Genomic DNA, 15,253 nt, shown 5'->3' with positions numbered 1-15,253 from the left:
ATCCTTCGACGGGCGAGCGGATGCCGCATCGGCCTGCGGGCTCGTTCCGCCTCGGCCGATCGGCCGATGGCGCCGGGCGATCGGTCGTGCGGCATCGCCGGCCGGGGGGAGAATGGTCGGGTGACTGCGACGATCGACATCCGCACCGGCGACCTCGACGACGAGCGGGTGCTGCGCCTGCTCAACGACCACCTCGAGGACTGCTTCGCGACCTCCCCCGCCGAGAGCGTGCACGCCCTCGACGTCTCGGGGTTGCAGACCCCCGACGTGACCTTCTGGACGATCGCCGACGCCGGCGAGGTCGTCGGCTGCGTGGCCCTGCGCGAACTCGATCCCGAGCACGGTGAGCTCAAGTCGATGCGGACGGATGCCTCGGTGCGAGGCCGTGGGCTCGGCGCCCGGCTGCTCGAGCACGTGCTCGCCGAGTCGCGCCGCCGCGGCTACCGCCGGGTGAGCCTCGAGACCGGGCCGCAGGAGTTCTTCGCCCCCGCTCGCGCGCTCTACGCGAAGTACGGGTTCGAGCCCACGGGCCCCTTCGGCGCGTACCGGCTCGACCCGCACAGCGTCTTCATGAAGCTCGAGCTGCCGGCCGGCTGACGCCGCGGCAGGCACGGCCGAGGAATCGAGGACGTCATGGACGGGTCGGCCGAGGACCCGGCGCCGGCTCCGGCGCACGTCGTCGTGGATGTCGCCAACGTGATGGGATCCCGCCCCGACGGGTGGTGGAAGGATCGCGCCGGTGCGGCCGAGCGGCTGCTTTCGGGCATGCCCGAGCTCGTCGGCCGCGTCGTCACCGCGCCGGACGACGGCGCGCACGACCGGCCGATGCGCATCCAGCGCGTCGTCGCCGTGCTCGAGGGCCGGGCCAAGGCCGCCGCGACACCCGTAGGCATCGAGGTGGTGCTCGCGCCCGCCGACGGCGACTCGACGATCGCGCAGGTCGCGAACGAGCTCGCCGGCACCGACTCCGGGCCCGCTGCCATCGTCGTCACCGCCGATCGAGGGCTGCGGGCCCGACTGGCTCCCGCCGTGATCGTGGCCGGCCAGGGTTGGCTGAACGCGCTCCTCGGTCGCTGACCGGCACCGGGTTGCACGTAGGGCCCGAACGCCCACCGACGCGCATCATGCGCGGATGCACTCCGACCTGTCAAGCCGGTGCCGGCATCGGGAACGCCGACCTAGCCTGCCAGGACCGCCACCGCCGGCGAGGCGGCCGGCGGTCGACGAACGGAGGACGACCGTGGCCGACGCACGTGACGACGAGATCCGCATCCCGGGGGCGCCGGCCGCTGAGCCGCCGAGCCTCGAGGAACCGACCGAGCCTCGCGAGCCGCTGCCGCCCAAGCCCGACCAGTCGGGACCCGAGACGCGCACGCCGACCGGCGCGGAGACCGGTGCGCCGCAGTCGGCCGTCGCCCAGCAGGGCGCGTACCTCACGACCGCCAACGGCACGCGGCTCGCCGACACCGACCACTCGCTGAAGGCCGGCCCGCGGGGTCCGGTGCTGCTGCAGGACCACCACCTGCGCGAGAAGATCACGCACTTCGACCACGAGCGCATCCCGGAGCGGGTCGTGCACGCGCGCGGTGCGGCCGCGCACGGCGTGTTCGAGGCGAACGGCGCCGCCGAGGGCGTCACGAAGGCGGCCTTCCTCCGTGCGGGCACGCGCACGCGCGTGTTCGTGCGGTTCTCGACCGTGCTGGGTTCGCGCGGCTCTGCCGACACCGTGCGCGACACCCGCGGCTTCGCGACGAAGTTCTACACGCGGGAGGGCGTGTACGACCTCGTCGGCAACAACATCCCGGTGTTCTTCATCCAGGACGCGATCAAGTTCCCCGACATCATCCACGCCGGCAAGCCCCACCCCGACCGCGAGATCCCGCAGGCGCAGTCGGCGCACGACACCTTCTGGGACTTCGTCTCGCTGCACACCGAGGCGCAGCACCACACGATGTGGAACATGTCGGATCGAGGCATCCCGCGCTCGTATCGCATGATGCAGGGATTCGGCGTCCACACGTTCCGGCTCGTGAACGAGGCCGGTGAGACGTCGCTCGTGAAGTTCCACTGGCGGCCGAAGCTCGGCACCCACGGGCTCACGTGGGAGGAGGCGCAGTTGCTGTCGGGCAAGGACCCCGACTTCCATCGCCGCGACCTCGCCGACGCGATCGAGGCGGGCGCCCACCCGCAGTGGACGCTCGCGCTGCAGGTGATGCCCGACACCCCCGAGGAGACGTTCGAGGGCATCGACCTGCTCGACCCGACGAAGATCGTGCCCGAGGAGCTGTGCCCGCTGCAGGAGATCGGCACGATGACGCTCGACGCGAACCCGTCGAACTTCTTCGCCGAGACCGAGCAGGTCGCGTTCCACCCCGGCCACCTCGTGCCCGGCATCGACGTCACCAACGACCCGCTGCTGCAGGGCCGCCTGTTCTCGTACATCGACACGCAGATCACCCGGCTCGGCGGGCCGAACTTCGCCCAGCTGCCGATCAACCGCACGCACGCCGACGTCAACGACATGCTGCGCGACGGCATGCACCAGACCGCCGTGCACGCGGGCGTCGCCCCGTACAAGCCGAACTCCCTCGACGGCGGATGCCCCTTCCACGCGGGTGCCGACGAGGGCGCGTTCATCGAGGTGCCGGCACCGGTGGCCGAGTCGGTGAAGGAGCGCTCGCAGCCCGCGAGCTTCGACGACCACTTCACGCAGGTGCGGCTGTTCTACCGGTCGCTCACGCCGATCGAGCAGCAGCACGTCGCCGACGCCTACGCGTTCGAGCTCGGCAAATGCTACGAGCAGGCGATCAAGGAGCGCCAGCTGCGCGCGCTCGCCGCGATCGACGCCGAGCTGTGCGCGATCGTCGCAGGCTCCCTCGGCCTGCCGGTTCCCGAGCCCGAGGTGGAGGTCGGCGACCCCGAACCCAGCCCGGCGCTGCGCATGGTCGGCGACGCCTGGCCGATCGACGGCCGCATGGTCGGCGTGGTCGCTGACGAGTCGACGGATGCCGCGGTGCTCATGGCGGTGCGCACCGCGATCCACGGCGCCGGCGCGCTACCGGTCGTGATCGCGCCGCACGGAGGGATGCTCGGGCCGGTGCCCGTGCAGCGCAGCTTCCACACGGCGACGAGCGTCGAGCTCGACGGGGTGGTCGTGCTCGCGGCATCCACCGACCGGCGCGCCGTGGAGCTGTTGGGCGAGGCGTTCCGACACGGCAAGGCGATCGGCGTCGTGACCGCGGCGGCGTCGGCGCTCGACGTGCTCGGCCTCGACCCGGCCGCACCCGGCATCGTGACCGGCGATCCCGCGGCGGTGACCGCAGGCGTGCTCGACCTGCTGCCGACGCACCGGGTCTGGGATCGACTGGCCGCGGTGTCGGCCTGATCAGGCCCGCCGACGGCGCTGCGGCCGGCCGGCGAGGCATCCGCCCGTCAGATCACGACGTCGATGTCCTCGGCGACGGGCCGGTCGGCGTACTCGGCGTGCACGAGGATCGGCAGGTGGTCGCTCGACCCCCGCGGCAGCGTCTCGACGCGGCGGATCTCGAGGCCGGCCGAGGTCGCGAGGTCGAAGTGCCCCCGGAAGAACTTGTATCGCGTGTACGTGCGCGCGTCGCTGAGCGTCAGCTCGTACCCGGCCTCGCGCACCTTCTCGGCCAGATTGTCTTTGAAGATCGGGTAGTTGTAGTCGCCGACCATGAGGGTCGGGAGTCCCGGCCCGAGCAGCTGCAGCTCGCCGAGCGCCGAGCGGATCTGGTGCCGGCGCAGCGAGTTCAGCGCGGTCAGCGGCGCCGCGTGGAACGACGCGACGATGACGTCGCGCTGGTGCTCGAGGTCGATCAGGCGAGCACCCAGCAGCCGCTCGTGCGCCGGCCGCAGGAGGCGGTCGTGCAGCGACTTCTTGAGCGCGAACGCGCGGATCGATCGCGGCAGCAGCCGGTCGGGCCGGTAGTAGATCGCGAGCCCGAGCCGGTTGCCGGTGGTCGAGTGCGCCAGCCGCAGCCGGCCGACGTCTTCGGCGAGCCCCGACGTCTCGCACTCCTGCACGCAGATCACGTCGGGTGAGTAGCGCTCGTCGAGCTCCGCGAGTTCGGCGATCGCGCGGTGCTTGCGCAGGTTGTAGCTGATGACCAGCATTGCTTCAGCCTAGGACTCCGACGCGGCGGGGTGGGATGGGTTGCCTTGGAGTTCACCGTATGTGACCGTCGAATATGACGCGTTCACCGGCGGATGCCTCGCCCCGGGAGACCGGGCGGTGGCGGGTGCGCGGCCGCTCGCGGCTGAGCCGCGACGAGCAGCCCGCCTGGACGCGCGCGCTCGCCGAGGGGGACGACGCCGGCTGGTTCGGCCCCGGGAGTGCGGTCTGGGCGGTGAACGGCGCGCTGCCGACGCTCGTGGCGGGCATCCGCGCCCTGCTGCTGCAGACGCTGCACCCCGGCGCGATGGCCGGGGTCGCCGAGTGGTCGACCTACCACGAGGACCCGCTCGGCCGCCTCGACGGCACGATCCGCTGGGTCGCGACGACCACGTTCGGCGACCGCAGGCAGGCGGCCGGGGCATCCGCCCGCGTCTCGCGACTGCACGAACGCGTCACCGGCACCTATACGGATGCCTCGGGCGCACAGCGCCCCTACGCCGCGAACGACCAGCACCTGCTGCGCTGGGTGCACGACGCGTTCACCGAGGCGTTCCTGGGTGCGCACGAGATCTGGGGCGGACGCATCCCCGGCGGACCCGACGCGTACGTGAGCGAGTGGGCGCAGGCCGGCCGGCTCATGGGTGTCGACGACCCGCCCACCACCGCGGCGCAGCTGCACGCCGAGCTGGCGGCGTTCCTCGCCGAGGCGAAGGTCGACGACCGCGTGCGCACGGCGCTGCGGTTCCTGCGGCGGCCCGGCCTGCCGGGGCTCACCGGCCGGCTCTACCCGATCCTGTTCGCCGGCGCGGTCGCGTCGCTCCCGGCCGGGGTGCGCGAGCTGCTCGGCCTGCGGCGCCCGTGGTGGCCCGCGATCACGGCGACCCGGGTGCTGCTCGTCGCCGGGACGCTCGTACTCGGTCGGGTGTCGCCCAGCGAGCGCAACGCGAGGGCGAGGATCGCGCGGCTCGCCGCCGGCGGCCGTGCCGCACCCGCGGAACCCGCGGACGCGCGGTGGTCCGCGCGTCCGCGGGGCCTGTTCAGGCGGCCGCCCGCTCCATCCGCACGCGCCGGCCGCTGAACCGCTCGCGCATGCGGCGGTCGTGCGTGACGAGTACGACGGCGCCGTCGAAGGACTCGAGGGCGTGCTCGAGGTCGTCGACGAGGTCGGGGGAGAGGTGGTTGGTCGGCTCGTCGAGCAGCAGCACGTCGTGCGGGCGGCTCACGAGCAGGGCCAGTTCGAGCCGCCGGCGCTGGCCGTACGACAGGGCGGCCACCGGGACCCCGAGCTCGGGGCCGCGGAACAGCCCGAGCCGCAGCAGCCGGTCGCGCGCCGTGCCGAGGTCGTCGCGGATGCCGGCCGCGAACGCCTCGAGCGCGGTGGTCGCCGCACCGGCGGGCGAGGTCTGCTGGCGCAGGTGCCCGACGCGGCCGCCGACATGCACCGAGCCGGCCTCGAGCGGCGCCGTGCCCTCGATCGCCCGCAGCAGCGAGGTCTTGCCGACACCGTTGGGGCCCGTGACAAGCACGCGGTCGCCGGCCTCGAGCCGCAGGTCGCCGACCTCGACGCCCGCGACGCGCGCGCCGACGAGTTCGAGGAGCGGCGGGGCCGGGGCATCCATCGCCGTCTCGTTCGCCGGATCGGCCGCGGCGCGCGCGAGCGTCGCGGAGAACCGGAGCGGCTCGGGCGGCGGCGCGACCGGCTCGTCGAGGAGGCGTGCGACGCGCTCCTTCGCGTTGCGGATGCGACCCATCGCGCCGTGGTCGCGCCCGCGCAGGCGGAAGGCGCCGTGCCCGAAACCCGCCTTCTCGGCCTTGCGCGGGATCGCGTCGAGCCGGAACGCATTCGCCGCCACGAGCGCGCGGTGCCGCGAGAGCTCCTCGGTCCAGGCCTCGTGCGCGAGCCGCTGGCGCTCGCGCTCGGCGGCCTTCGCACGCAGGAACCCCCGGTACCCGTCGCCGTGCCGGGCGACCCGGCCGCGATCGACCTCCCAGACGACGTCGGTGAACGCGTCGAGGAACGCGCGGTCGTGGGTGACCGCGACGACCGTGCCGCGATGGGCGCGGAGCGCGGCGACCAGCCAGTCCCAGGCGTCGTCGTCGAGGTCGTTCGTCGGCTCGTCGAGCAGCAGCACCTCGGCGTTCGCGGCGACGGTCGCCGCGAGCGCGACGCGGCTGCGCTCGCCGCCCGAGAGCGTCGACCACGGCCGGTCGCGATCGATGCCGCCGACGCCCAGCACCTCGAGCGCCGCGTCGAGCCGGGCGGATGCCCCGTACCCGTCGCGGGCCTCGTACCGGTCGAGCAGCCCGGCGTAGCGCCGGAGCCCCTCGTCGAGGGCAGCGCCCTCGAGGCCGTCGCCACCGGGTCCCGCGAGCGCCGCCTCCGCGGCACGGAGGTCGCGCTCGAGCGCGCGCAGGTCGCGCGAGCAGGCGTCGATCGCGTCGTGCACGGTCGGCGGTCGAGGACCGGACTCGGGCAGCTCGACCACCTGCTCGAGCAGCGCGAGTCCGCCGGGCGCGAAGATCGAGACCTCGCCGGCGTCGGGCTCGATCGCGCCGGCGAGCAGGCGCAACAGGGTCGACTTGCCGGAGCCGTTGTCGCCGATCACGCCGACGTGCTCGCCGGGTCGCGTGGCGAGGTCGACGCGGTCGAGCACGACGCGGTCGGCGAACCGCTTGGTCGCGGCGCGCAGCGAGAGTCGTGCGGAGAGTGCGGATCGGGTCATGGATGCCTCGTTTCCGACCCGTCGAAGGCGGCTGCATGCGCCGGCGTGCTGCGCGGTGCGGAGCGGTCGGCGTGCGGCGCGGCGTGCGGCGCGTGCGCGCCGCGATCGCCGACTGCGGCGGTGGTCGCGGCCTTCGACGGGTGAGGGTCGTGCGTCGCGTGGCGACGCGGATCAGTGGTGGAGGCGCCTCAGCGGGCGCTGGAACGTCGTCGTGGAGCTGGGCTCGACACGGACGCCACTACTGGAAAAGCAGAGTACCCATAGGCGGAAGAACGTAGCACAGACCTACCGGTCACTTCCAGACCGCGTGCGGCGTAGGGTTCCGAGCATGAGCGGAACCGGCGAGAAGTTCGACCTCAAGCGCGCGTATCCCGACCTGTACGCGGCGTCCGCTCGGGCGGCCGAGGACTTCGCGATCGTCGACGTGCCGCCGATGCGGTACCTCGCCGTCGACGGCCACGGCGACCCGAACACGGTGCCCGCCTACCGCGAGGCCGTCGAGGCGCTCTACCCCGTCGCGTACACGGTGAAGTTCGCGAGCAAGCGCGAGTCGGGCCGCGACTTCGTCGTCGGACCGCTCGAGGGGCTCTGGCGCGCCGACGATCCCGAGACCTTCGTCACGCGCGAGAAGGACGCCTGGGACTGGACGATGCTCATCGCGCAGCCCGACTGGATCGACGGGGCATCCGTCGACGCGGCGATCGCGCAGGTGCGCGCGAAGTCGGCGAAGGAGCGATCGGATGCCCCGCCCGCGCTCGACCTCGTGCGGCTGCTGCACCTGCACGAGGGGCGGAGCGCGCAGATCCTGCACGTCGGCCCGTACGACGACGAGGGCCCGACCCTCGCCCGGCTGCACGACGAGTGGATGCCCCGGCACGGGCTGACCTTCAACGGCGACCACCACGAGATCTACCTCGGCGACCCGAGGCGCACCGCGCCCGAGAAGCTGAAGACCATCCTGCGCCAGCCCGTGCGGGCGGTCTGAACGCGCACGATACGATCGGGCCCCGACGCAGAGGAGCAGCACATGAGGATCGCCGTCGCCGGAGGCACCGGAACCGTCGGAAGCCGGGTCGTCGAGGTCGCCCGGGAGTGCGGGCACGACGTCGTGGTGCTGGCGAGGTCGACGGGCGTCGACGTGACGGCCGGCTCGGGCCTCGCCGAGGCGCTGGTCGGCGTCGACGCCGTCATCGACACGCTGAACATCGCGTCGATCGACCGCAAGACCGCCGAGCGGTTCTTCACGACGACCTCGCGGGCGCTGCTCGAGGCCGAGCGGGAGGCCGGCGTCGGGCACCACGTGCTGCTCTCGATCGTCGGGATCGACGCCATCCCGTACGCGTACTACCAGGCGAAGCTCGCGCAGGAGCGCGTGGTCGAACAGGCCGGGGTGCCGTGGACGATCCTGCGGGCGACCCAGTTCCACGAGTTCGCCGGGCAGATGGCCGGGCGGCTGCGTATCGCCGGCATGCAGCTCGCTCCGCGGATGCGAACGCAACCCGTGGCCGCACGAGAGGTCGCCGAACGGCTCGTCGCGCTCGCCGAGGCGCCGGCGGCGGGCCGGTCCGCCGACCTCGCCGGGCCTCGCGAGGAGCAGCTCGCCGACCTGATCCGCCGGCTCGTGCGCGCCCGGGGGTCGCGCGGACCGGTCGTGCCCGTCTCGCTGCCGATCACGGGCATGGCCGAGATGCGGCAGGGCGCGGCACTGCCGGGCCCGGGAGCGACGCTCGGACGGCAGACGTTCGACGAGTGGCTGCGCGCGGCATCCGCGTCGTCGGTCGAGTAGCGCGCGACGAAGGAGCACGCGTATCGAGACCCTGCGCGAGTCGAGGGACCCTCGTCCCCCTCGGGTTCACCTGCCGGCGGATGGCCCGTCACCTCGCGGCCATGCCCGGTCGGTTGGATGTGTGCGAATCCACTCCTGCGCGCACGATCTTCGGGCGTGCGCCGGCGTGCGTTCCGACCGTGTCTCGAGAGGGAGAACATGACCAAGACAGACAGACGATGGGGCCGCGGCGTCGCCGTCGGTGCCGCGCTCACGGGCCTGATCGCCGGCGCGATCGCGCTGCCGCTGCCCGCGACCGCCGCGACCGAGGTGCCCACGGCGCCCGTGGTCGACGGTGACACCACCTGGCGCTACCTCGACGACGGGAGCGACCCCGCCAAGGGCGACGCGAACGTGCGCGTCTGGACCACCACGGGCTACGACGACTCCGCCTGGAAGCAGGCGGCCGGCAGCTTCGGCGCCAAGCGCGGCCTGCTCGCCCCGGTCGGCCCCCGGATGCCCGAGACGCTGCTGAACCAGTACCTCGACGGGCAGGCCGCACCGAACGTGCCGACGTTCTTCTTCCGCACGAGCTTCACGCTCGAGCCCGGTGTCGCGGCCGAGGTCGGCGAGGTCGTCGGCGACCTCGTCTACGACGACGGTGCCGTCGTGTGGATCAACGGCGAGAAGGTCGCGGGCTTCGCCGACGACCGCGTCACCGAGGACACGAACCTGCAGTACGCCGGGTCCGGGGCATCCGACCCCGCCGCCGAGTCGTTCCAGGTCGACGGCGACGTGCTGGTCGACGGCGTGAACACCGTGGCCGTCGCGCTCTATCAGGACCGCGAGACCTCGAGCGACATCTACCTCGACGTCCCGTCGATCCGGCTCGTCGAGGCGACCGACCCGGGCGAGGTCGTCACCACGCCGCCGTCGCGCGTCATCCTGACCCCGACCGAGACCCCCGAGACGAGCCAGTCGTTCTCGTGGCTCGCGGGCGACGAGTCGCACACCTCCGGCCAGGTGCAGATCCGTCCGGCCGCGGGCGGCGACGTGCGCACGGTCGACGCGTACGCGGCGGGCACTGTGAACGGCAACCCGCTGCAGCACTACTCGACGACGGTCGACGGCCTCACCGCCGCGACCGCCTACGCCTACCGCGTGGGCCTCGAGGGCGCGTGGAGCGAGTGGCGCGAGTTCACGACCGCCGACCCGAACGATGACGAGTTCCAGTTCGTGTACTACGGCGATGCGCAGATCGGCCTGGACTCGACGTGGCCGAAGGTCGTGTCGATGGCCGAGGCATCCGCCCCCGACTCGATCGGTTCGGTGCACGCCGGCGACCTCATCGACACCGCCAGCAACGAGACCCAGTGGATCAACTGGTTCAAGGGCATGGAGACGTCGGCGGCGACGACGAACGTCATGGCCGCGCCGGGCAACCACGAGTACTCGGGCGACAAGTTCCTGAAGTCGTGGAAGGCGAACTTCGAGTACCCGCACAACAACCCGACCACGGAGACCATCGGCGCCCTCGCCGACCTCGCCGTCGGCGACACCGACGTGGCGAAGCAGTACGCCGCGTACTTCGAGCACTGGACGCAGTTCGCGACCGAGACGGTGTACTTCACCGACTACCAGGGCGTGCGCTTCATCACGATCAACGCGACGCGCGACACCACGTTCCTCACGCCCGACAACCTGCCGGCGTGCGCGGGAACCGAGTGCCCTTCGACGAAGATCTCGGCGCTGTGGACCCAGTTCCAGGCCGAATGGCTCGACCACGTGCTCACCGAGAGCCCGTCGAAGTGGAACGTCGTGACCTTCCACCAGCCGGTGTATTCGACCTCGGCCGGCCGCAACGAGCCGACCCTGCGCCAGTACTGGGTGCCCGTGTTCCAGAAGCACGACATCGACCTCGTGATGATGGGCCACGACCACACGTACGCGCGCGGCTACAACAACGAGGACGTCACCGAGACCGCCGGCATCACCGACGGCCCGGTCTACATCGTCTCCAACTCGGGTGCGAAGCACTACGAGCTCGAGACCGATGAGAAGAACGTCTGGACCAACAACGGCGCGACGCAGGTGCTGCGCGGCGCGGGCGTCACGACCTACCAGGTCATCGACGTCTCAGACGACCAGCTGCACTATCGCTCGTACCTCGCCGAGAAGACCGCGGCTGCCACGACCGACCTGCCGGTCGGCGCGGTGTACGACGAGTTCACCGTCACCAAGTACGACGACGGCGTGAAGTGGGTCACCGAGGCCGGCGTCGAGCCGCCCGCCGAGGCGCCCGACACGACGCGCCCCGAGGTCTCCCTCGTGTCGCCGGCGGCCGCGGGTCCGTTCCGCGAGCTGTCGGTGCAGGTGGATGCCACGGACGACCGCGGCCTCCAGCGCATCGTGGCGAACATCTACCAGGGCGGCAAGCTCGTCAAGAGCACGCAGTCGAAGGTGGCCGACGGCGTCGCGGCCGGCTCGCACACGGCGACCGTCGCCCTGCCCTCGGGCGAGTACACGGTGAAGTACAACGCGCAGGACCTCGCGGGCAACCTCTCCAAGACGAGCACGTTCTCGGTCACGATCGACGCCACGGCGCCCAAGGTCACCGTCAAGGACGGCGCCTCGTTCACGGCCCGCAGCGGTGACGTCTACAGCCGGGTCAGCTTCAAGCTGTACGACGCGGGCAAGGTCGACAAGGTCGAGATCAACGGCGTGGTGAAGGACCTGTCGAACAACGCGTGGTCCGACGTGAACTTCGTCGGGCCCGGCGTGTTCGGCGCGGTCGCGGGGGCCAACACCCTCGTCGTCCACGACGTCGCCGGCAACACCACGGAGCTCGCCTTCACGCTCGGCTGATCCGGCCGCTCCGAGACCGACGCCCGGCCCCGCGAGGGGCCGGGCGTTCGGCGTTCGGGGCGGTGCCGGTCATCAGCCGGATGGGTCTTGTCGCGTCACGGACGACTCGCTATATTGCCGCCTATACCAATAGGGGGTATTGATATGTCTCGAATGATGACCAGGACCGCGACCACGCCGATGACCACGACGACGGGACCGGCCGCGACCGGCGTTCCCCGTCGGTCGTCCGCCGCGTTCATCGTGGTCGTGCTCGCCATCGGCCTGCTCAGCGGCGCGGCCGCGCTCTTCGCGAGCGGCGCCGGCGGGGTGGCGGCCGAGTTGCCGATGACGGCCGTGGGCATCGCCGTGCTCGGCTACCTCGCCGCCGCGGCGACCGGCATCCGCTGGATGGCCTGGCTGTGGGGAGGCCTCGCCGGCGTCCTCGTGGTGCTGGCCGAACTGGTCGACCTGCAGCGCTGGCTCGTGCTGGCCGCCGGATGCCTCGTCTTCGCCGTGATCGGCCTCGTGCGCCGGCCGGTCGTCACGGTGCCGCAGGCGCTCGCCGCGGTCGGCTACTTCGGCGTCGCCGTGCTCGCCCTGCTGCTCGAGCCGAGAGTCGGCCTCATCGTGGGCGGCCTGGCGCTCGCCTCGCACGCGGTGTGGGACCTCGTGCACTACCGCCGCGACATCGTCGTGAACCGCTCGCTGGCGCTCTGGTGCATGGGGCTCGACCTCGTCGCGGGCCTCGGCTGCGTCGGGCTCGCCATCGTGGGCTGAGCCTGCGCGGCCGGCGTCGGCCTGCGCCGCGGATCGCGCCGAACGGTGCGGCGCGTTCAGGGCCGCCCCTGATCCGCGTCGGCGGGCGGGAGAGCAGGATGCACCCGAATCCCGCATCTTCTCCGCCTCCTCGAACGGGGTGCACCATGGCCGACACCGCAGCGGCGCCGATCGACACCGATGAGCCGCGCGTCCTCGAGATCCGCATCCACGGCATCGCGAACGCGCCGCCCGAGGTGATGCTCGAGGCCGAGCGCGACGAGATCACCCGCCGCACCGGCGACGACCTCGGCTCGTTCTGGAGCCGGAAGGACGACGCGCCCGGCGACGGCATCGCCGCCAGGGAGGCGTACTCGTGGGGCAGCCAGGCCCGCGCGGGCGGTGGCGCGCTCGCGGTGATCAGCCGCGTGTTCGTGCACCTCGGGTGGTTGTTCATCCTGCCCTTCGGCCTCTGCAACATCGCGTACTGGACCCGTCGCATCCCGGTTCCCGAGCGAGCCGATGCGGCGAGCTGGGACGCCGGCCGGGGGGCCGCGATCCTGCGCGTGTTCGCGCTCGTGCTCACCCTCATCTACGTCACCGCGTTCATGTCGGTCGCGGTCGACCTGATCGGCGTGCAGTGCTTCCGCGGCGGGCGCATGTGCGCCGCGCTGCCCGAGTGGCTCTCGGGCCTCGGCGACCTCGACCGCGGCGCTCGAGCCGCGCTGTTCAGCGTCGTGCCGATCGCCGCGATGCTCGTGATCTACCTCGTGTCGCGGTCGGGCCGCGTGCGGTACGAGGCGAACGTCGCCGACTTCTCGCGGAACTTCCTCGAGGGCAAGCCGCAGCGCCGCCCGCTGCTCGCGACGGTCGGCTTCTGGTCGATGGCCCGCATCACCTCCACCAGCGAGCAGTTGCACTTCGCGGGGGCGATCGGGCTCGTGCTCATGCTGCTCGGCTGGGACGCCGCGCTCAGCCACAGCGCGTCCGACTCGTCGCTCGAGTCCGCCCCGGTGGCCACGACGCTCGCGGGATTCGCGGTCGCGAGCCCCTGGGCCATCGCGGCCGTCGTCATCGGCGCCGTCGTGGTCGTCTCGTCGGCGGTGGGGGTACTGCTGGCCACGAGCCCGAAGGACCGAAGCCGCGACCTCGCCGCCACGATCGCCGCGCGCATCGTGCTGGCGGTCGCCGCGACCTCGTACGTCGCCTACGTCGCGGCCGCGCTCATCACCACTTCGAGCCGCGCGGATGAGGCGGCGGCCGATTCGCCCGTGTTCGCGGGGCTCATCACGACGCCGATGGTGCTCATCGTGGTCGCGCTCGGCATCGCGTACTCGGGAGCCGGGTGGGTGCGCGGGGTGTCGCGATGGATCTCGTACCCGCTGCTCGCCGGGGCGCTCGTGCTCCTCGCGATCGCCGAACTCGCGCCCGACGGCGCCGACGGGCGCGCGCCGGCCCACGTGCCGTGGCTCATCGCCGGCGGCGTCGCGTGCGTCGCGGCGTACTTCGCCGTCGTCTGGACCCGGCGCCAGGACCTCCGCACCGTCGGCTGGTCGGGACAAGGGCCGGCCGTCGGCATGCTGCTCGGCCTGCTCACCTCGATGGTGATCTCCAGCCTGCTCGTGATCGGTGTGAGCGCGTGGCTCAGCACGCCCACCTCGGCCGGTACGACCGAGGACATCTGGCGCACGCCGCCCGTGCCCGGCACCGAGGTGCTCGACGCGCCCGACGCGTACGAGCGCTTCAGCGTGGTGCTCGCCGTGCTCGCGCTGACGGTCGCGCTGGCGGCCGGGGCATCCGCCATCGCCGCCCTCAGCCGCTCGCCGCGGCTCACGCTGCCGCCGGTGCGCGGCGGCGAGACCGACCGCAACCTGCTCGGCGCACCCCTGCCCGACCCGCGCTACCCCGGACGGGAGGACCGTGAGCAGCTCACGGGCCACGCCCGCCGTATCGTCGCCGCGCGGCGCTCGGCCACCCTCGTGCACCGCGGGGAGGCGCTGATCGGCCTGGTCGCGCTGCTCACGGCGATCGGGTTCCTGCCCCTCGTCTCGTCCGACCTCTTCGACTGGTTCCGCTCGCTCGCGCCCGACGCGGTGCGCGTCGGCATCCGATCGGCGTCGGCGGCGATCCTCGGCGTCGTCGCGCTCGCGGCGGTCGCCGCCGTCGCCGCCCGCGCGGCCTCGAGCGCCGAGCGGCCGCTCGCGCTGTTCTGGGACATCGTGTGCTTCTTCCCGCGGGCTGGGCATCCGTTCGCGCCGCCCTGCTACGGCGAACGCGCGGTACCCGAACTCGCCGCACGCACCTGCACCTGGCTGCGCGACACGCGCGACGGCCCACGAGGCGTGATCCTCGCGGCCCACTCGATGGGCTCGGTGCTCGCCGCCGCCACCGTGCTCGCGCTGTCGAACGAGGCGGATGTCGCGACCCGCGACGTGGGCCGCGACGGCCGGGCGCGCTGCCGGGTCGAGGACGTCGCGATGCTCACCTACGGCACGCAGCTGCGCGGGTTCTTCAGCCGGTTCTTCCCGTCGGTGCTCGGCCCGCAGGTGCTCGGCGTGCCGGGTTGCGAGGGACCCTCGCTGTGGCAGGCCGACCCGTGGCGGCGGCAGGTGCGCCGCGAGTGGCCCGAGGTGTTCCCGCCCAAGCCGCGACGGGGGCGCCCGAACCCGTTCGACGCCGACGCGACCGACGTGACCGTCGCGCGCGTGCTCGGCATCGACGGCGAGCCGGTGACGCCCATCCGCTGGCGCAGCCTCTGGCGCCGCACTGACTACCTCGGCTTCCCGGCGTTCGGCTACAACTCGGCCGACAACCCCGTCGACCGTGGCGCGAGCGAGCGGTCGCCGGTCAGCTACCTCTGGCAGGTCGCCCAGCACAACGACTACCTGCCGACCGAGCAGTACCGGCGCGCGCGTGCGGAACTGGTCGACGCGCTGCGCGAGGCCCCGGCGGCCGACGCGGCCGAGCCGACGCCCGAGCCGCCGCCGGCGCAGCCGCAGCCGGTCGGCTGACCGGCTGCGGGCG

Annotated in this window: 11 protein-coding genes; 9 read left to right on the top strand and 2 right to left on the bottom strand. The window is 72.7% G+C overall.

The features are described from left to right. Positions 1 to 120 precede the first annotated feature (120 nt). From GE115_RS10020 to GE115_RS10010, 3 genes are all read left to right on the top strand, one after another. Entirely contained in the window at positions 121 to 597 is a 477-nt protein-coding gene (locus tag GE115_RS10020; RefSeq protein WP_312855063.1) for a GNAT family N-acetyltransferase, read from the top strand. Positions 598 to 633: 36 nt separating this feature from the next. Continuing rightward, positions 634 to 1,077 (top strand): hypothetical protein, encoded by a 444-nt coding sequence (locus tag GE115_RS10015; protein ID WP_153684666.1) that lies wholly within the window; start codon positions 634 to 636, stop codon positions 1,075 to 1,077. 163 nt (positions 1,078 to 1,240) lie between these two features. Continuing rightward, entirely contained in the window at positions 1,241 to 3,385 is a 2,145-nt protein-coding gene (locus GE115_RS10010) for a catalase (RefSeq protein ID WP_312855062.1), read from the top strand. A gap of 47 nt (positions 3,386 to 3,432) precedes the next feature. Here the strand turns inward: GE115_RS10010 and GE115_RS10005 are convergent, their stop codons facing one another. Next, entirely contained in the window at positions 3,433 to 4,137 is a 705-nt protein-coding gene (locus tag GE115_RS10005; RefSeq protein ID WP_153684664.1) for an endonuclease/exonuclease/phosphatase family protein, read from the bottom strand. Between the two features lie 74 nt (positions 4,138 to 4,211). Between GE115_RS10005 and GE115_RS10000 the strand changes: the two genes are divergently transcribed. Next, the gene (locus GE115_RS10000) at positions 4,212 to 5,216 is read left to right on the top strand and encodes an oxygenase MpaB family protein (protein WP_153684663.1); all 1,005 of its coding nucleotides are present in this window, start codon (positions 4,212 to 4,214) and stop codon (positions 5,214 to 5,216) included. On the opposite strand, the gene abc-f is transcribed toward GE115_RS10000, so the two are convergent. Beyond that, complete coding sequence (abc-f, locus tag GE115_RS09995) at positions 5,176 to 6,861, bottom strand: ribosomal protection-like ABC-F family protein (protein WP_153684662.1); 1,686 nt, start codon at positions 6,859 to 6,861, stop codon at positions 5,176 to 5,178. The genes GE115_RS10000 and abc-f overlap by 41 nt on opposite strands. A 328-nt stretch (positions 6,862 to 7,189) precedes the next feature. Between abc-f and GE115_RS09990 the strand changes: the two genes are divergently transcribed. From GE115_RS09990 to GE115_RS09970, 5 genes are all read left to right on the top strand, one after another. Then, positions 7,190 to 7,846, top strand: coding sequence for a GyrI-like domain-containing protein (locus tag GE115_RS09990; protein WP_153684661.1), 657 nt, complete (start codon positions 7,190 to 7,192; stop codon positions 7,844 to 7,846). A gap of 42 nt (positions 7,847 to 7,888) precedes the next feature. Continuing rightward, positions 7,889 to 8,647 (top strand): SDR family oxidoreductase, encoded by a 759-nt coding sequence (locus GE115_RS09985; RefSeq protein ID WP_153684660.1) that lies wholly within the window; start codon positions 7,889 to 7,891, stop codon positions 8,645 to 8,647. A 198-nt stretch (positions 8,648 to 8,845) separates the two neighbouring features. Continuing rightward, positions 8,846 to 11,491: a fibronectin type III domain-containing protein gene (locus GE115_RS09980; protein WP_246190696.1), complete on the top strand. Its 2,646-nt coding sequence runs from the start codon at positions 8,846 to 8,848 to the stop codon at positions 11,489 to 11,491. A gap of 156 nt (positions 11,492 to 11,647) precedes the next feature. Next, the gene (locus tag GE115_RS09975) at positions 11,648 to 12,250 is read left to right on the top strand and encodes a hypothetical protein (protein ID WP_153684659.1); all 603 of its coding nucleotides are present in this window, start codon (positions 11,648 to 11,650) and stop codon (positions 12,248 to 12,250) included. 146 nt (positions 12,251 to 12,396) lie between these two features. Next, the gene (locus tag GE115_RS09970) at positions 12,397 to 15,240 is read left to right on the top strand and encodes a hypothetical protein (protein WP_153684658.1); all 2,844 of its coding nucleotides are present in this window, start codon (positions 12,397 to 12,399) and stop codon (positions 15,238 to 15,240) included. The last annotated feature ends 13 nt before the right edge of the window (positions 15,241 to 15,253 follow it).

The organism is Agromyces agglutinans (assembly GCF_009647605.1).
GTDB classification, from domain to species: domain Bacteria; phylum Actinomycetota; class Actinomycetes; order Actinomycetales; family Microbacteriaceae; genus Agromyces; species Agromyces agglutinans.
Note: the sequence above shows the minus strand (reverse complement) of the source record. Positions and strands in the feature narration are given on the sequence as shown.